Raw genomic sequence first — 17,729 nt, 5'->3', positions numbered from 1 at the left:
GGAAGCATTACTATTCACACCCCGCCTCCCCAGTGCTTCCTTGATGACTCCTCAGCCGCCCCGCAGAACAGGCTTTTTCGAGCACTACGAAGAGTTGATCGGGACCTGGACGCGCCGCCTGAGAAACCGTCAGCAGGCCGAGGACCTGGCCCACGACACTTTTGTGCGGGTGCTTGAGTCCAGCGCCACCAAGGTTGAGCAACCTCGCGCCTATCTGCATCAAACGGCGCGCAATATCGCCGTTGACGCCTATCGCCGCGAGGACCGGCGGGAGGCGATGGCCCTGGAAGCCTTTGATCAGAGTTCGCCCCACAGTGGCGACCCGGAGCATTTCATGCACGCGATCCAGCTGGCGGATTCCATCGAGCGAGCCCTGGCCGAGCTGCCGCTCAATTGCCGCAAGATTTTTATCTGGCAGAAAATCGAGGGCCTGACCCAGCAGGAAATCGCCGAACGCCTGGGCCTGTCTAAAAACATGGTGGAAAAGTATATGATCCGCACCCTGCGGCATCTACGTGACCGCCTGGATGCGATGGCACCATGACCAATGCCCGCTTTGAAACAGGATCTTCCATGATGGATACCCGTGAGTGTGCCTGCGGCAGTGCGACGGCCCGCGACGAGGCGGCGCAATGGTTTGTGCGTGTGCAGGACAGCCCATTGAGCGCAGAAGAACGCGAGCGTTTTGATGCCTGGCGTGCAGAGCATGCCGAGCACCAGTACGAATTTGATGTGCTGCAAGGTTTGTGGAGTGCCACCGACCTGGTGCCCAAGGCGCGCTTGCAGGCGTTGTGCGACGCCCCGCAGCAGCGTGCGAAGCGCCGGCCCGTGCTGCGTTATGCAGTGGCTGCAAGTGTGCTGGCGGTGGCCCTGGGCCTGGGGTTGTTCAGTGGCCTGGATCATCCGGCGACGTATAACGCCGAGTTCCGCACTGCATTGGGGGAGCACCGGCAGGTGGCATTGCCCGACGGCTCGCTGATGGACTTGAACAGCCGCAGCGTGGTGGCCGTGCACTATGTAAAAGGCCAGCGCGGCATCGAGCTCAAGCAGGGCGAGGCCATGTTCAGCGTCGAGCACGACACCAGCCGGCCCTTCGTGGTGGACGCCGGGGCAGGGCAGGTGACGGTCACCGGTACGCGTTTCGACGTGCGCCGCGATGACGACCAGACCCGCGTGGTGGTCGAGGCCGGTACGGTCAAAGTGCAAGGGCGCTCATCCGATGACATCGTGATGCTCACGGCCGGTCGGGGCACCCATGTGGATACCCGGGGCCAGGTGGCGGCTGCCTACGCCGTCAACCCTGAAGAGCTCACGGCCTGGCGCACCGGCAAACTGGTGTTCAACAACGCCACTCTCGGCGAAGTGGCTCGGGAGGTCTCACGTTACCGCGAGCAACCTTTGCGGGTCAGCGCGCCCGCGGTGAGCAACCTGCGCTTGACCAGCGTGTTCAAATCCACCGACACCGACGCCTTGCTCAAGGCCTTGCCGCACATTCTTCCGGTGGCCTTGCGCACCTTGCCGGACGGTAGCCAGGAAATAATTTCGCGATAGATTCAGGTTTTTTTCGAGTTCTTCGTCTTCTTGTGCAACTGCAACTGGTTTGCATTAACAGCCGCACTCTCTTGCGATCACAGGACTACGTTCGACGTGAAAAAACTCGCCATGAAAAACAATAAATCATCCCGCTGGGCACCCCTCGCCCTGGCGCTGGCCGTCAGCGCCGCACTGCCGGCGGCCTATGCTGACGATGGCATTCATATCCAGGCCCAGTCCCTGGGTTCGGCCTTGAGCCAATTGGGTCAGCAGACGTCGCTGCAAGTGTTCTTCAGCCCCGACATGGTGGCCGGCAAACAAGCCCCGGCCGTCGACGGCAACCTGTCGCCCGAACAAGCGCTGCGCCAGTTGCTGCAGGGCAGCGGCCTGGATTACCAGATCGATGCGGGCTCCGTGACCCTGCGCCCGCTGGGCAAGGGCACCGGCGAAGCCGGTTCGCCGCTGGAGTTGGGTGCCACCGACATCAAGGTGGTCGGCGATTGGCTCGGCGACGCGAATGCCGAAGTGGTGCAGAACCACCCGGGGGCGCGCACCGTGGTGCGCCGTGAAGCCATGGTGGAGCAGGGCGCGATGAACGTCGGTGACGTGCTGCGGCGCATTCCCGGGGTGCAGGTACAGGAGGCCAACGGCACCGGTGGCAGTGATATTTCCCTCAACGTCGGGGTACGCGGCCTGACCTCGCGTCTGTCGCCACGCTCCACGGTTTTGATCGACGGCGTACCGGCAGCGTTTGCACCTTACGGCCAGCCGCAGTTATCGATGGCGCCGATTTCCTCCGGCAACCTCGACAGCATCGACGTGGTGCGTGGCGCAGGCTCCGTACGTTATGGACCACAGAACGTCGGCGGCGTGATCAACTTCGTCACCCGGGCCATCCCGGAAAAATTCTCCGGCGAAGTCGGCACCACCCTGGAAACGGCAGCCCACGGCGGCTGGAAGCATATTGAAAACGCCTTCATCGGCGGCACCGCCGACAACGGTATCGGCGCTGCGTTGCTGTATTCCGGGACCAAGGGCGATGGTTACCGCGACCGCAACAACTCCAACGACATCGACGACGTGATCTTCAAGACCCACTGGGCGCCGACCGATCAAGACGATTTCTCGCTGAATTTCCACTACTACGACGCCAGCGCCGACATGCCCGGCGGCCTGACCCAGAAGCAGTACGACGCCAACCCGTATCAATCGGTACGTGACTGGGACAACTTCAATGGCCGGCGCAAGGATATGTCCTTCAAGTACATCCGGCAGATCGACGACCGCACCCAGGCTGAAGTGCTGACCTACTACTCCGACAGTTTCCGCGGCAGCAACATCGCCAACCGCGACCTGAAGACCCTGGGTTCCTACCCGCGCACCTACTACACCTTCGGCATCGAGCCGCGTGTGTCCCATGTATTTGACCTGGGGCCGAGCACCCAGGAAGTCAGCGTCGGTTATCGCTACCTCAAGGAAGGCATGCACGAGCAGGCCACCAGCCTGGCGCTGGTCAACAACGTGCCGACGCCCGTGGGCCAGAGTGACGGCCACGTGTACCAGGACCGTACCGGTGGCACCGAGGCCAACTCGTTCTATATCGATAACAAGATTGATATCGGCAAATGGACCGTCACCCCGGGCATTCGCTTTGAGCAGATCCGCACCGAATGGCACGACCGTCCGGTGGTAGGCCTCAATGGCGCCACGGTTCAGGAGAAACGTCGCGAGATCCACAACAACGAACCGCTGCCGGCCCTGAGCGTGATGTACCACGTCTCCGATGCCTGGAAGCTGTTTGCCAACTACGAAACCTCCTTCGGCAGCCTGCAATACTTCCAGCTGGGCCAGGGCGGTAACGGCGACCAGACCGCGAACGGCCTGAACCCGGAAAAAGCCAAGACCTACGAAATCGGTACCCGCTACAACGACAACGTCTGGGGCGGCGAAGTGACGTTGTTCTACATCGACTTCTCGGACGAGTTGCAATACGTCAGCAACGATGTGGGCTGGACCAACCTCGGCGCTACCAAGCACGAGGGCATCGAAGCGTCGGCCCATTACGACCTGTCGAACCTCGACCCGCGCCTGGACGGCCTGACCGCCAACGCCGGCTTCACCTACACCAGGGCTACCTCCGAAGGCGACGTTGCCTTCAAGGGCCGCGACTTGCCGCTGTACTCCCGTGAAGTGGCCACCCTGGGGCTGCGTTACGACATCAACCACTGGACCCACAACCTGGACGTCTATGCCCAGTCCGGCCAGCGTGCGCCGGGCACCGGTACCACCTACATCACCCAGCCGACTGCTGATGGCCAGTACGGGGATATTCCCGGCTACGTCTCGGTCAACGTGCGCAGCGGTTATGACTTCGGTGCGCAACTGTCGAACCTGAAGCTGGGCGTCGGGGTAAAAAACGTGTTCAACCAGGAACATTACACCCGCTCCAGCGACAACAACTCCGGGATCTACCTGGGTGAACCGCGCACGTTCTTCGTGCAGGCCAGCGTCGGCTTCTGATGCGTGCCTGATGTGGTCTGACTCCAGGTATCGACAGTGACGAGGGGGCGCAAGCCCCCTCGCCATAGCCCTTCTTCCTACTCTTTTTCTAACGATTTTCTGCGCCCGCAGGAACTGAATCCGACAGGTCTACCACACAAGGAGGTGCCCACTTTCCATGGGATACCTTGTATCGCCGAGGTGTCTTTGAGCCGGGAGTGAATCGTGTCAATACGCCGAACTGGAGATGCCTATGTCGGTAACCTTATCCAACTCAACTGTTGCCAACCCCTCTGATAACGCCGCGCAGCGGAATACTGATGCTGCCACATTGACGCAGTCACGCTCACGTTCCGGGCAGGGGTCGATCCACATCAGCTTCAACGTGCCACAGAATGGAGTCGGCCCGGTGTATTCGAATGGGCCGACGACCCAGAGCCCGATGGATACCCGTGGCGCCGCCAACCACGCATTCCCGGCGTCCTATCCAAACTCGTTCCTGGGCGGGCTGATCGGACAGCTTCAGGACTTTCTGCATAAGCTGTTCAATCAGTTCAGGCCTCAGCCCGGTTATGGTCGTCCTGACCCTGCCATTCCACTCAGGCCTCTTCCCGGACACTGCCGTCCGACCCCCGGCAAGCCTGACCCGGGATACGGTCGCCCGGACCCACAATATTCGAGTCGCACCAACGATCAACTGGGGGATTTGCTCAAAAACAATTTCGATGCGTTCAAGGCGCCGGGCAAGTCCTACGTCACGAAGCAAAGCCTGGAGGATATGGCGGGCAGAAGGTTGACCGGCAACGAGGCCCGTGATCAGAACATTCTGCTGGCCCAGGAACTGCTGCGACGCCCGGAAGTAATACAAGCCTTTGATCGAGCCGGTGGAACCGGTGATCTGGATGGCCGAATCTCCCGCAAGGACCTCGACGCCGTGCTCGATTCCGGTAACAACCTCAAGTACAAGACCGACAAACAGCTCGCCGAACAGATGCTGGAGAAATTCAATGCCCTGAAAGGCGGTTTCTGGAAAAGCTCCATCAGTATCAAAGATTTGAAAAGCTTGGCCGAATCGCAATTGACGGGGAACCCGAAGCGGGACGAGATCATCGAGTTGGCCAGGGAAGTCACTCAGCGCTCAAGCCTGTTGACGCTGATGGACGCCCTTGATCGCCGCTATGACGGCAAGATCGGCAAGGACGCCCTGCGCTGGCTGTCTCGCTGAGGCTGTTTTACCCCGATCACGCCGCGACCCTTTCGCGGCGTGATGACCTGTCTTGATCAATCCGCTGCTTTCAAACTCTCAGCCAGGGCTCAGACATGGCTACACCTTCGTGTGGATCGCACAATCCTGGCTATCAGCCAGCCTGCCTTGCGCCGACGGGCAGCGATACCCTGCAACCGCTCCCCGTTGCCGCACCGGGCAAACAGTGCGAAGAGGGCGCCGAAGCCCGGCGAGTGAAGAACTTCACCGGGCAGCACACGTTCCAGGCGCCGGCGGCTGACGACTTCATCAAAGGTATGTTGCCGCACGCTCAGTTGCCTGCCTCCCACGCGCCTGGGATACGCCCGTTTCGCGCGGTGATGGGCGCCATGGTCGCAGCGATCAAAGGCCTATGGCAGGAGACGAAACCGACCTCGCCAGGGGCTCGAAAAGCCGACTGATTTTCGGTTTTTACATGTAGTCATTGGAACGCTTCACTACCGCGGAACCATTGCCATTGGCACACCACACACCTTTGGCCTGTTTTCATATGAGCGATATGGCGGTTGCCGCCGATGATGACCAGGTCAATGTGGAACCGGAAAATGGTGGAGATGAATCATGACAATCAACGGCGGGTCCGTCTGCCAGCAGCTCGGTGCTACACCCCGTATTGCCCCGACACTGGACGAGGGTACGCGGGCAATTCGCGCCGCTTCAAGTGAACCCGGTGAGGCTGTCCAAAAGCACAGCCATCAATCCGGCGGGGCGCCTGTCCGCTCATCAGGCTATCGGCCTCCTTTGCGGGGAGAGAGTCACTGCAGGAGTCTGCTGCAACACCTGGGGCTTCAGAACGAAGTGGCCAGCCGCCTCCGCGGACCCAATCCCTACATTCGTTTGCCGGACAGCGATTTGGTGAGCGCGGCGAACGCCCAATTTTCCATGCTGAAAAAACTCCATGAGAACTGACGGACTGAAGCTGTCTTCACTGCAACGGATCGCCAGTAAAAAGCTCGGTGCCAGCCGGGAGGCCGACAGCGCTATCCTGCTCGCCAAGGCGATCATCCAGCGTCCGCGCCTGATCGATGCGATCCTCGACCAGGACGGCTACATCACCCGCGAAAGCCTGGCACAGGCCGAGAACGTCGTGTTCGGCAACAGCGATCCCAGTGCCTTCAGCCCGGACCCTTTCCACACAAAAAACAATGCCGATCTCGTCCGCCTGTTCAAGGAAATGTTCATCGAGTTACGGGACCGGTCGCGGGACCGCATGGGGTTTTTCGAGCAGATCTGCTACGTCAATATCGAGGTGCTGGCGCTGATGAGCAAAGACCCGGATGAGCTCGACAGCCATGGCCAAGTTGTACTGGACCCGGCCACGGGGCTACCGAAGAAGAAATACGACGAACAGCAGGTGTACATGGCGAAAAACCTTGTGGACCGGCCGGGCTTGTTGCGGTCGCTGGAAAACACCGCCGACAGCGGTCGGCGAATTTTCGGCAGCCATCACCAGGCGGGCTGGCTCAGCAACAAAACCCTTGATCGCTGGCTGGAACTCCAGAAAGCCAAATGACACCGGGTTAGCGCCTCAATGTACGAGGCGTGATGGAGCTGGGTGGTCAGACCCGCAGTATTTTCCCGCTGATCGCCACACCGATCAGCAGTACGGCAATCAGCACAAAGGCAGTGCTCAAGCTGCTGCCATGGGCGATGAAGCCGATCACCGCAGGGCCGGCGAGAATGCCGGTGTAGCCCAGGGTGGTGATGGCGGGCACGGCAATGTGTTCCGGCATGACGGTCTGCTTGCCGACGGCGGTGTACAGCACCGGTACGATGTTCGAACACCCGGCACCGACCAATGCATACCCCAGCAGGGCGGTTTCCCACGCAGGGAATAGCGTCGCCAACAGCATGCCGCCGGCGGCGAGCGCGCCGCCGAATACAATCACCCGGGTTGCGCCCAGGCGGCGAACTATCCTGTCGCCGGTAAGGCGCCCGACGGTCATGGTCAAGGCAAAGGCTGCGTAGCCAAGGCCCGCATAGGCCTCGTCAAGGCCGCGCTCGGCGCTCAGGAACACCGCGCTCCAGTCCAGCACGGCGCCTTCGGCAAGAAACACGATGCAGCACAGGCAGCCGATAAACAGCACCACGCCGTGGGGCACGGCAAAGGCCGGCCCGGAGCTTTCACTGCCGTAAGGCAGCAGGTGTGGCCCGGCCTTGAGCAAGGCCACTACGATGACGACGATCACCGCGAGGGTGGCCTGCAACGGCGACCAGCCCAACCCCAGCAGCCCGCTGACACCTGCCGCCCCGACGATCCCGCCCAGGCTGAACAGCCCGTGGAAGCCCGACATCATGGTCTTGCCGCTGGCCCGCTCGACCATCACCGCTTGCAGGTTGACCGTGGAGTCCACCGTGCCCAGGCCGGCACCAAACACAAACAGCGCGGCCATCAGCAACGGAATCGAGGTGACGGTGGCCAGCATCGGCAGGCCCAGGCAGATCAGGAGGGTGCCGCCGGTGGCCACTCGCCGGATACCGTAGCGCGACGCCAGGGCCCCGGCGACCGGCATCGCGATCATCGAGCCCACCCCCAGGCACAACAGCAAAAGGCCGAGGGTGCCCTCATTGAGTTGGGCGCGGGCCTTGGCATAAGGCACCAGGGGTGCCCAGGCGGCGATGCCGAAGCCGGCGATAAAAAACGCGATGCGGGTCGACATTTGTTCCAGCCGCCCGGGTACCACGGGCGCTGGGGTGCTGATGGCGGTCATGAAAAATCCTTGGTTTTGCGTTCAACGAACGATGTGCAGCGCAACATCCTTGCACATCAGGCCGTATCGAGCGAGCCGGGTTCCCTTGGCATGCCTGAACACAGGGCCAAACATTTTTTCCAGGATCGTGGAACGCTACGGGCTTTTCCAACCACTATCAGTTCGTAGGACAAGTAACCACTTGAAGTGCGAGGTGGCCTGGAAGGTGCGTAATCCCCGCGAGAACTGGTGAACCCCGGGGCTTTCAGCGACGGATTACCACCTTCCAGGCCGATCCTCTCACTTCAGCAGCCGCGCCAGTTTGGCATCCCGCACCTGCAACACTTCAAACACGCCCAGGGCCTGCAGTGCGGGGAGGGCTTGCAGAATGTCCTGTTCGGCCAGCAAGCGCTGTTCGTCCGGGGTGGCCGGATCGCACCAGGTTCTGGCGTTGGCGAGGAATGCACCCACCGTGCCCTTGCGCACGGTCACGCCATTGAATTGGCCTTGGTCGAGATGGTCGGGAAGCACGTCTTCTGCACGCATGGCGGAGCCCTCAATGAATGAATCCGCAGTCTGGGCGTGCGCAAATGGCTACACTGCCTTATCCAGGTCATTCAATACGGTAAAGCTGCCATATGCCGTCAACACTCGTTTCAGCCCAGCTCGCCAATGCGACCGGCGGTCCCTTGCTGGTGGCGACGTTGCGCAGCAGTCCGGTAGCACGCACCACGGCCCTTCATCAGCATGCCCGCGGGCAATTGCTCGGAGCCCAGCGTGGGTTGTTGTCGGTGCAGGCGGCGCACCAGCATTGGGTAGTACCGGCCACCCACGCGGTGTGGATTGCCCCCGATTGTTCCCACGCCTTGCGTTCCCACGGGCCGTTTGATGGCTGGAGTGTGTATGTCGAACCCCAGGCATGCGCAGGGCTGCCCCGACAGACGTGCGTTATCGCCACGTCGGCCTTGTTGCTGGAAGCCGTCAGGCGCGCGGCAACCTGGAGCCAGGCGCTGCTCGAGCCGCCACAGTCACGGATCGCCCAGGTGATCCTTGATGAAATCGCCGGGTTGCCCCAGGAGCCATTCGGCTTACCGCTGCCCCGGGATCCGCGCCTGTTGCGCATCGCCCAGGCGCTGGCCGACAGTCCCGACGACAACCGCTTGCTGGAACACTGGGCGCAGTGGGCCGGTGTCTCGCCGCGTACCCTGGCCCGGCGGTTTGTTGCCGAGACCGGGTTCACCTTCAGCCAGTGGCGCCAGCGCGCGCGATTGTTGCGCGCCCTGGAGTTGCTGGCGGCGCATGCACCCGTGACCCGGGTTGCGCTGGACCTGGGTTATGAAAACGTCAGTGCCTTTATTGCGATGTTCCGGCGTACGTTCGGGACGACGCCGGGGCGGTACTTCACGGATGGCGCAAGCGACTACGGGCATACACCGCCACAATCACGAAACACCCCATAGGCAACAGGTAAGCCAGCGCCACTGTGCTGTTGTCCGCCACCTTGCCCATCAAGTAGGGCATCAGGGCGCCGCCGACGATCGCCATGATCATGAACGAACTGCCGCGCTTGGTGTGCGGCCCGAGGTTCTTCACGCCCATGGCGAACAGCGTCGGGAACATGATCGACATGAAGAAGAACACTGCGATCAGCGCGATCACCGAGATACCTTCCAGGCCGATCACCACCAGGCCGCACAACGCGATATTGATCAGCGCATAAATCAGCAGCAGCTTCTGCGCGCTGACCCGGCCCATCAGCCAGGTACTGAAAAAGCGCCCGAACATGAAGGCCAGCATTGCGATCGACAGCAGATAGGCGGCTTGCTGATTGCCCATCTGTGCCCAATGCTCGGTGACGTAGTTGATGAAAAATGCGCCGACTCCGACCTGGGCCGCCACATAGAAAAACTGCGTGATCACCCCACCGACGAACTCCTGGTGCTGCCACAGACCCTTGCCGGCCGTCGGTTGCAGTGCCTGTTCCTGGGCGCGCAAATCCGGCAGCGGCGTGCGGGCGATCAGCAGCGCCACCAGCAGTACCAGAACCGCGATCACCACGTAGGTGGTCTGCAACGAACTCATGTCCGAGGCCGGTGTGCTGCCGGCGCTGAAGAACATCGCGCCGCCAATCAGCGGGCCGAAGAACTGGCCAAGGCCATTGAATGATTGCGCCAGGTTCAACCGCCGCTCGGCGCCCTGGGGTTCGCCCAGCACGGTGGCATAGGGGTTGGCAGCGGTCTCCAGGCAGCCCAGGCCGGCGGCGATGACAAACAGCGCGAACAGGAAAAACGGAAAGCTCGCCGCCGCAGCCGCCGGCATGAACAGCAGCGCGCCCGCCGCATACAGGCACAGGCCCAGCAGGATCCCGGCCTTGTAGCCGTGGCGGTCCATCAACAACCCGGCCGGCAGGGCAATCAGGAAGTACGCGCCGAAATAGGCGCTTTGCAACAGCCCGGACTGGGCCTTGCTGACGTGCAGGACTTCCTGGAAGTGCTTGTTCAGTACGTCGAGCAAACCGTAGGACAAGCCCCAGAGGAAAAACAGACTGGTCACCAGCATCAGCGCCCAGCGATAGGTCGGCACGGCACGGGTGCCTGGCAGGTGTGTGTCTTTGCTTAACATGACGCTTCTCCTGTTGTTTTTATGGGATCAAGGCGTGCGATGCAGCGGTTATCAGGGTTGGTCGGTGAGGCAGAAAATCTGCTCCAGGGCCTGCCATTTGCCGCCGGGGTCAGTCCACGGCGTGGGGGCCTGGTAGCGCCACATCAGGGTTTCCCAGGCTTGCACGTCGGGGTTGGCGCGTGCAGCGTGGTCCAGCCCTTCGAAGCTGAACCCGGCCGCAGTGTCCATGACCATGAACAGCCGCGTGCCCAGGCGCCAGATCTGCATTTCCAGGATTTGCTGGCTGCGCAGATGCTCTGCCACGGCAGGCCAGATGCGTCGATGCAACTGCTGGTACTCGGCGATCAATGCCGCATCGTCGATCAGGTCCAGGGCCAGGCAGTAACGTTGGCCGCTCATGTCAGCGCCCGGTCGAGGTGGGTGTAGCCTCCATCCACCACCAGCCACTGTCCGGTGGTGTGGGAGGCGCGGGGTGAGAGCAGGAACAGCACGCTGTCGGCAATTTCCTCGGGAGTGGTCATCCGTTTGCCCAAGGGGATTTTTTCGACGATGGCGGCGAGCTTGGCCTCGGGGTTGTCGAAGCCGTCGATCCAGCGTTGATACAGCGGCGTCAGCACCTCGGCGGGCACCACGGCATTGACCCGGATGCCGAACTCCAGCAAGGAGGCGGCCCATTCCCGGGTCAGTGACAGCTGCGCACCTTTTGCGGCGGTATAACCGCTGGTACCGCCCTGGCCGGTGAGGGCCGTCTTGGAGCTGATATTCACGATTGCCCCGCGGCTGGCCTTGAGGGCATCGAGGCACAAGTGGGTCATCAAGTAGTAATGAATCAGGTTCTTTTCCAGGGATTCGACGAACGCTGCACGGCCCGCATCCAGGCCCACGCCGTCGTTGACCCCGGCGTTGTTCACCAGGCCGTCGATGCGTCCGAAACGTCGCAACACTTCGTTGACGGCTGCGCGGCAGGCGTCCTCATCGCGCAACTCGACACGGATGAAGTGGCTTTGACCGTGCTGCTCAAGCTCGGCCGCGAAGGCCGGCGACAACGGTTGATGGCCGAAAATTACCGGGATTGCGCCTTCGGCAATCAATCCCAGGGAAATGGCGGCGCCAATCCCCGAGCCGCCGCCGGTGACGATGATCACGCGGTCCTGCAAATGCAGATTCATGGGCAATTTCCTTCAAGGTGATAGACCCGCTGGGCCGTGCCGCCCCAGATGGCCTGCTGTTCATCGGGCGACAGTGGGCCGAGGGTCTGTTGCAGCAATTGGCAGGTGCCCTGGTATTCCCCGGCCAGCAGGCACACCGGCCAGTCCGAACCGAACATCAGGCGCTCGGCGCCGAACAATTCCAGCGCCAGTTCGATGTAGGGGCGCAGGGCTCGGGCGTTGCGTTGCTCGGGCCCGGCTTCGGTGAGCAGGCCCGACAGCTTGCAACTGACGTGGGGCAGGGCGGCCAGTGGCGCCAGGTGTTCGGCCCAACCGACGGGGCCGTTGGCGATGTCCGGCTTGCCCAGGTGATCCAGCACCAGATGATGCCGGTCGTGGCGCTGGCACAGGGCTGTCGCGGCGTCGAGGTCGGCGCAGCGGATCAGCACTTCGTAGACGTAGCCTTGTTGCTGCAGGTGTTGCAGGCCACGGGAGAACTTCGCGTCAGCCATAAAGCTGGCAGGCGTAGGCTCATCCTGAATCTGATGCCGAAAGCCCTTGAGTCCCGGTGCGTCGCGCCACTGTTCCAGGTGCTGTTCCAGGCGTGGGTCGCACAGGTCGACCCAGCCGACGACGCCGAGTATCCATGGGTGCTGCCGCGCCATTTCCAGCAGCGCGTCGGTTTCCTGCTCACCGGCGCGGGCTTGCACGGCAATGCAGCCATCCAGGTCGGCAGCGTCGAGCAACGGCCGCAAGTCCTGTGGGAGAAAGTCCCGCCGCAGGTCAGCCTCAGCCGTACCGATCCACGGATAATCAGCGGCCCGGTAGCGCCAGAAATGCTGGTGCGCATCGAGCCTCAAAGGTGATGGGGACGACATTGTTATTGTGCTCCGTCCATTCAAATTGCGGTTCAGCTCACGGCCGGTGGCGGTATTGCTCCCGGGACGCGGCTTTCATCTGGATCGAAAAGCCCGGCGCCTTCGGCGGCAGATAGGCCGCACCGCGCACCACGCAAGGTTCCTCGAAATGCTCGTGCAAATGGTCGACATACTCGATCACCCGGCCTTCGTGGGTGCCGGCAATGCACAGGTAGTCGATCATCGAAAGGTGCTGCACGTACTCGCAAAGCCCGACACCGCCGGCATGCGGGCACACGGGCAGGCCATATTTGGCCGCCATCAGCATCACTGCCAGCACCTCGTTCACCCCACCCAGGCGGCAGGCGTCAATCTGCACCACGTCGATGGCTTCGCGCATGATCAATTGCTTGAAGATGATCCGGTTCTGGCACATCTCGCCGGTGGCGACCTTGACCGGCGCCACGCCCAGGCGAATCTTGCGATGGCCTTCGATATCGTCGGGGCTGGTGGGTTCCTCGATGAACCACGGCTTGGCAAACGCCAATTCGCGCACCCAATCGATGGCGGTGTCGACTTCCCACACCTGGTTGGCGTCAATCATCAATTGGCGGTCCGGGCCCAATACTTCGCGGGCGATGCGTACGCGCCGCAGGTCATCCTGCAAGTCGTGGCCGACCTTGAGCTTGACGTGGTTGAAGCCGGCATCTACCGCTTCCTGGCACAGCCTGCGCAGCTTTTCGTCGCCGTAACCGAGCCAGCCGGCGGAGGTGGTGTAGCAGGGGTAGCCGTTGGCTTGCAGGTCGGCCAGGCGTTCAGCCTTGCCTTCGGCGCGTTGGCGCAGCAAGGCCAGGGCTTCGCTGGAGGTGATGCAGTCGGTGATGTAGCGGAAATCGATGCAGCGCACCAGCTGTTCCGGGCTCATGTCGGCGACCAGGCGCCACAGGGGTTTGCCTTCGGCCTTGGCCCACAAGTCCCACGCGGCATTGACGATCGCGCCGGTGGCCAGGTGGATTGCGCCCTTGTCCGGACCGATCCAGCGCAACTGGCTGTCACTGGTGACATGCCGCCAGAAGCGGCCCATGTCTTCGGCGATCCATTCCAGGGTCAAGCCCACCAGCAGCGGCTGCATGGCCTGGATCGCCGCGCAGCAAATCTCGTTGCCACGGCCGATGGTGAAGGTCAGGCCATGGCCTTCAAGGGCCGGGTTGTCGGTCTGCAAAATCACATAGGCGGCCGAGTAGTCCGGGTCCGGGTTCATGGCGTCGGAACCGTCCAGGGACTGGGACGTAGGAAAGCGGATATCTTCGACGCGAATCGCGGTAATGGTAGTCATGAGCGGCTCCTAGTCTCTTGTCAGGCGTCGACCGTGGTCTGGTTCTGTTCGCCGAGGCCTTCGATACCCAGGCGGATTTTTTGCCCGGGCTTGAGGTAGACCGGCACGGGCTTGATCCCCAGGCCGACACCGGGCGGGGTGCCGGTGGAAATCACATCCCCCGGTTGCAGGCTCATGAACTGGCTGAGGTAGCTGATCAGTTTGGGGATCTGGAAAATCATCGTGCGGGTGTTGCCGTTCTGGTAGCGGTGGCCGTCGACTTCCAGCCAGATCGACAGTTGGTGCGGGTCGGCGATCTCATCGCGGCTGACCAGCCAGGGGCCGAGCGGGCCGAAGGTGTCGCAGCCCTTGCCCTTGTCCCAGGTGCCGCCGCGTTCCAGCTGGAACTCGCGCTCGGAGACGTCGTTGATCACGCAGTAGCCGGCCACGTGCTGCATGGCCTGGCTTTCCTCGATGTAGCGGCCACCCTGGCCGATCACCACGCCCAACTCCACTTCCCAGTCGGTCTTGGTGGAGTGGCGGGGGATTTCGATGGTGTCGTTGGGGCCGACGATGGCGCTGGTCCACTTGTTGAAGATGATCGGTTCGTCAGGGATGGGGGCGCCGGTTTCGGCAGCGTGATCGGCGTAGTTCAGACCGATGCAGATGAATTTTCCTACCTGGCCGACACAGGCGCCCAAACGCGGATTGCCCGGTACCAGGGGCAGGCTCGCGGGGTCGAGTTCTTGCAGGCGAGCGAGATTTTGCGGGAGCAGGGCGTCACCGGCGATATCACTGATGTGGGCGGACAGGTCACGCAGACGTCCATCAGCGTCCAGCAGGGCCGGGCGTTCCTGACCTTTTTCACCATAGCGCAGCAATTTCATGAGCAATCCTCTTATTGGAAGTGGGCGGTCAGTTGCTCCAGCCGCCGTCAATGATCTGGGTGGTGCCGGTGGTAAACGCGCTGGCATCGGAGCCAAGGTACAGCGCCAGCTGGGCAATTTCCTGGGGCGTGCCCAGGCGTCCCATCGGCTGGCGGGCGGTGAATGCGGCGTATACCTCATCCTGCTGGCGGCCTTCACGACTGGCTTGTTCGACGATGCGTTGCTGCAGCGAAGGCGACTCCACGGTGCCCGGGCAGATAGCGTTGCAGCGGATGCGCTGGGTAACAAAGTCGGCCGCGACGGATTTGGTCAGGCCGATGACGGCCGCCTTGCTGGCGCAATAGGCAAAGCGGTTGGGCACGCCCTTGAGGCTGGAGGCCACCGACGACATGTTGATGATCGAGCCGCCGCCCGCCGCCAGCATCCCCGGCAGAAACGCGCGGATCATGCGGTACATGGCGGTGACGTTCAGGTCCAGGGCAAACGTCCAGTCGCTTTCCGGGCATTCGAGAATATTGCCGGCATGCACCACGCCTGCGCAGTTGAACAGCACGTCCAGAGGGCCGATCTCGGCGGCAAGGCGTTGGATGGCGCTGGCGTCGGTGACATCCAGCACCACCGTTTGCGCACCCGGCAAGCCGGCGAGCGCCTGTTGATTGATGTCGGCTGCAATCACTTCGGCCCCTTCCGCCAGATAGGCTTCGACGCTGGCGCGGCCAATGCCCTGGGCGGCGGCGGTGATCAGCACGCGTTTACCGGTGAGGTCCATGACAGACTCCCTTGATTATTGTTATTGGCTCAATGGTCAGGCCATTGAGGACGTGAAACACCTGCATCTGCGGCATAGCGAACCCTGGTGGGTTTGCTATGATCAGCACACTGGAAACGATCCAATGGTCAGGCCATTGATCCAATTTTTAGCATGGGTCATCCCGGTCAACAAGCGGCTTTTTTGCGGGTTGATCGCTTTGACCGTGCTGTGCATGAATCGAGCTGAGCCTAGATGCCATTTCAAGTAATTGATAACCAACGTCTTTATCGACAGATTGCCGACCAGTTGCGAGCGTTGATCGACAGCGGAGAATTTCCGCCGGGCAGTCGACTTCCCGCTGAGCGTGAACTCGCCAAACTGCTGGGCGTGAGTCGCGCCTCCGTGCGTGAAGCGATGATTGCCCTGGAGGTGATCGGCCTGGTAGACGTGCGGGTGGGCAACGGTGTGCTGGTGTGCGAACCCGTGCAACCGACAGTCAGCCAGGAACCGGTGATGGCCCAGGCCACCCGGGATCAATGGAAAGAGTTCGATCCGGAACTCAACCTGCACGTCGACTTCAATGCCGAGATTCCACCGTTTTCCCTGCTCCAGGCCCGTCGCCTGATTGAGCCGGAAGCCGCCGCCCTCGCCGCCAAACATGCCACCGACGAAGAGCTGGCGGGGATCCGCGAGGCCTTCGAGCGTAATGTGCAGGACAACCGCGACGGCTCCCATACCCATCCGGGCGATCGCCTGTTTCACATTCGCATCGCCCAGGCCTCGGGCAATCCGGCGTATGCGTTGATGATTGCGCATTTGCTGGGGCATCGTTACGGCAGCATGTTCCAGCGGTTGCAGGCGCATTACACCTCGGACGACATGCCCCATCGCTCGGAAGACGAGCATCGCAAGATCCTCGATGCACTGGAACAGCGAGACGTGGAGGGTGCGCGACAGGCGATGCGCAAGCACCTGGAAGAGGTGGTACGAATCTTTATGCGGACTGCGCAATGACCCTGTTCTACGACGCCCGCGGGAATATCTACGGGGTGGTAAGCCCGGCGCAGTTACGCAGCAAGGGTATCGACGTGCCGGACCGTGCCGACTTGGCCGCTGGCACCCGAGGTGTTTGGGCATTGGCGGCGATTGCCGCCGAGGGCGGTTGGGATGAGTTGCCGCGCCCGGCCGAGGCCAAGGCGCATCGTTGTGACGGTTTGTTGGTGGGGCCGTTCCAGGCCGCGCCGCCGTTTGACCTGTTGATCGTCAACACCGACGGTTCCCTGGCCGAACGCAGTGGCAATGGCCTGACGATCTTCGCCCAGTCGTTGACCGACCAGGGATTGATGGCGCAAGGCTGTGAGTTGCAGGTGCATCACGACAAGACAGACGCACTGTCGCCGGTGGTTACGCGGGTTGAGCCGGCGGAGTACGAACAGGTGCAAGGCTTTTGGCTGGCGCTGGGGCGTCCCGAATTCGGGCCTTTGGCGGTAGGGGCTGTTGGTGTGGGCGCGGTCTCGCTTGAGGGAACTGAGGTGAGCCATGTTTCGCCACTGGCTGCGCTCAACCCCGAGTGGAATCACAGCCAGTTTGTGCGTGTGGGCAACCCGCATTGTGTGACGCTGGTACAGGACGCGTCAGCGTTGCCGGACAACGCCCAGCTGCATCGACCAGCCTGGTTCGATCCGCTGAGGGCGATTGCTTTCGCACCACCTGCCGGGGCCGGCCAACCTTGTATTTCCGGGGTCAACCTGCAATGGGTCGCCCGGGATTCAGGCAATCGCGTGATCGCGCGGGTGTTTGAGCGTGGTGAGGGGCCCACGGCGTCCTCCGGGACCAGCGCCAGTGCGGTGGCATGCGCCGCCTGGTCTGTAGGATGGGTGACGGCGGGTGAAGTAGCGGTGGTGATGCCGGGCGGTACCGCACCCGTACGGTTGCAAGCAGAGGCGGGTGAGTTGCTGAGCGTTAGCCTGTTCGGGACTGCGCGGCTGCAGGAAGTTTGAAAAAGGCAGTGGCGGGCTTAATCATCTTTGTCAGCTGTTTCTCTATAAATCAGCAGCTCTGGTGAATGGTGGTGTAAGAGTATTCCCGTTAGTCAGTACCGGCTGTTTAACTGCATTTCTGTATTTATAAAAAGACCCTTCCAATATCAATGTACGAATCTTC

Annotated in this window: 18 protein-coding genes; 9 read left to right on the top strand and 9 right to left on the bottom strand. The window is 61.9% G+C overall.

Going from position 1 to position 17,729, the window contains the following annotated elements; genetic code table 11:
* The first annotated feature begins 43 nt into the window (after positions 1–43).
* The 6 genes from HX811_RS28825 (at position 44) to HX811_RS28800 (ending at position 6,809) form a co-directional block, all read left to right on the top strand.
* Positions 44–544, top strand: coding sequence for a sigma-70 family RNA polymerase sigma factor (locus tag HX811_RS28825; RefSeq protein WP_003219490.1), 501 nt, complete (start codon positions 44–46; stop codon positions 542–544).
* 32 nt (positions 545–576) lie between these two features.
* The gene (locus tag HX811_RS28820; RefSeq protein WP_177048467.1) at positions 577–1,551 is read left to right on the top strand and encodes a FecR family protein; all 975 of its coding nucleotides are present in this window, start codon (positions 577–579) and stop codon (positions 1,549–1,551) included.
* Positions 1,552–1,647: 96 nt separating this feature from the next.
* Positions 1,648–4,053, top strand: coding sequence for a TonB-dependent receptor (locus tag HX811_RS28815; protein WP_177048446.1), 2,406 nt, complete (start codon positions 1,648–1,650; stop codon positions 4,051–4,053).
* A gap of 232 nt (positions 4,054–4,285) precedes the next feature.
* Positions 4,286–5,257, top strand: a complete 972-nt coding sequence (locus HX811_RS28810; RefSeq protein ID WP_177048445.1) for a type III secretion protein — start codon at positions 4,286–4,288, stop codon at positions 5,255–5,257.
* A 95-nt stretch (positions 5,258–5,352) separates the two neighbouring features.
* The gene (locus tag HX811_RS28805) at positions 5,353–5,697 is read left to right on the top strand and encodes a hypothetical protein (RefSeq protein WP_256344475.1); all 345 of its coding nucleotides are present in this window, start codon (positions 5,353–5,355) and stop codon (positions 5,695–5,697) included.
* A gap of 497 nt (positions 5,698–6,194) precedes the next feature.
* A complete protein-coding gene (locus HX811_RS28800; RefSeq protein WP_177048444.1) occupies positions 6,195–6,809 on the top strand; it encodes a type III secretion effector protein in 615 nt (204 codons plus the stop codon).
* Positions 6,810–6,855: 46 nt separating this feature from the next.
* On the opposite strand, the gene HX811_RS28795 is transcribed toward HX811_RS28800, so the two are convergent.
* Together HX811_RS28795 and HX811_RS28790 are read right to left on the bottom strand one after the other, a co-directional pair.
* Positions 6,856–8,007: an MFS transporter gene (locus HX811_RS28795; protein ID WP_087693074.1), complete on the bottom strand. Its 1,152-nt coding sequence runs from the start codon at positions 8,005–8,007 to the stop codon at positions 6,856–6,858.
* Between the two features lie 279 nt (positions 8,008–8,286).
* Positions 8,287–8,532: a hypothetical protein gene (locus tag HX811_RS28790; protein ID WP_003219506.1), complete on the bottom strand. Its 246-nt coding sequence runs from the start codon at positions 8,530–8,532 to the stop codon at positions 8,287–8,289.
* A 92-nt stretch (positions 8,533–8,624) separates the two neighbouring features.
* Here HX811_RS28790 and HX811_RS28785 point away from each other — a divergent pair, with 92 nt between their 5' ends.
* On the top strand, positions 8,625–9,446 hold the full coding sequence (locus HX811_RS28785) for a helix-turn-helix domain-containing protein (protein WP_177048443.1): 822 nt from the start codon (positions 8,625–8,627) through the stop codon (positions 9,444–9,446).
* Here the strand turns inward: HX811_RS28785 and HX811_RS28780 are convergent.
* The 7 genes from HX811_RS28780 to HX811_RS28750 are packed head-to-tail and all read right to left on the bottom strand — an operon-like array spanning position 9,388 to position 15,584.
* A complete protein-coding gene (locus tag HX811_RS28780; RefSeq protein WP_177048442.1) occupies positions 9,388–10,608 on the bottom strand; it encodes a sugar MFS transporter in 1,221 nt (406 codons plus the stop codon). The two genes, HX811_RS28785 and HX811_RS28780, sit on opposite strands and share 59 nt — an antisense overlap.
* A 51-nt stretch (positions 10,609–10,659) precedes the next feature.
* Positions 10,660–11,007 carry an L-rhamnose mutarotase gene (locus HX811_RS28775; protein ID WP_177048440.1) on the bottom strand — a complete coding sequence of 116 codons (348 nt, stop codon included), beginning with the start codon at positions 11,005–11,007 and terminating at the stop codon, positions 10,660–10,662.
* On the bottom strand, positions 11,004–11,777 hold the full coding sequence (locus HX811_RS28770; RefSeq protein WP_003219518.1) for an SDR family oxidoreductase: 774 nt from the start codon (positions 11,775–11,777) through the stop codon (positions 11,004–11,006). Before HX811_RS28770 ends, HX811_RS28775 begins: the two co-directional genes overlap by 4 nt.
* Entirely contained in the window at positions 11,774–12,634 is an 861-nt protein-coding gene (locus HX811_RS28765) for an amidohydrolase (protein ID WP_177023247.1), read from the bottom strand. The genes HX811_RS28770 and HX811_RS28765 overlap by 4 nt, the downstream gene beginning before the upstream one ends.
* A gap of 37 nt (positions 12,635–12,671) precedes the next feature.
* Positions 12,672–13,949, bottom strand: a complete 1,278-nt coding sequence (locus HX811_RS28760) for an L-fuconate dehydratase (protein ID WP_008432761.1) — start codon at positions 13,947–13,949, stop codon at positions 12,672–12,674.
* Between the two features lie 20 nt (positions 13,950–13,969).
* Positions 13,970–14,815 carry an ureidoglycolate lyase gene (locus HX811_RS28755; RefSeq protein ID WP_102369452.1) on the bottom strand — a complete coding sequence of 282 codons (846 nt, stop codon included), beginning with the start codon at positions 14,813–14,815 and terminating at the stop codon, positions 13,970–13,972.
* Positions 14,816–14,843: 28 nt separating this feature from the next.
* Positions 14,844–15,584, bottom strand: coding sequence for an SDR family oxidoreductase (locus tag HX811_RS28750; RefSeq protein WP_177048438.1), 741 nt, complete (start codon positions 15,582–15,584; stop codon positions 14,844–14,846).
* Positions 15,585–15,818: 234 nt separating this feature from the next.
* On the opposite strand from HX811_RS28750, the gene HX811_RS28745 reads away from it, so the two are divergent.
* Both HX811_RS28745 and HX811_RS28740 read left to right on the top strand, forming a co-directional pair.
* A complete protein-coding gene (locus HX811_RS28745; protein WP_087693068.1) occupies positions 15,819–16,580 on the top strand; it encodes a FadR/GntR family transcriptional regulator in 762 nt (253 codons plus the stop codon).
* A complete protein-coding gene (locus HX811_RS28740) occupies positions 16,577–17,566 on the top strand; it encodes a diaminopimelate epimerase (RefSeq protein WP_177048436.1) in 990 nt (329 codons plus the stop codon). The genes HX811_RS28745 and HX811_RS28740 overlap by 4 nt, the downstream gene beginning before the upstream one ends.
* Positions 17,567–17,729 lie beyond the last annotated feature (163 nt).

The organism is Pseudomonas sp. F8002 (genome assembly GCF_013385495.1).
In the GTDB taxonomy this organism is placed as follows: domain Bacteria; phylum Pseudomonadota; class Gammaproteobacteria; order Pseudomonadales; family Pseudomonadaceae; genus Aquipseudomonas.
This window is presented reverse-complemented; position numbering and strand designations above follow the sequence as displayed.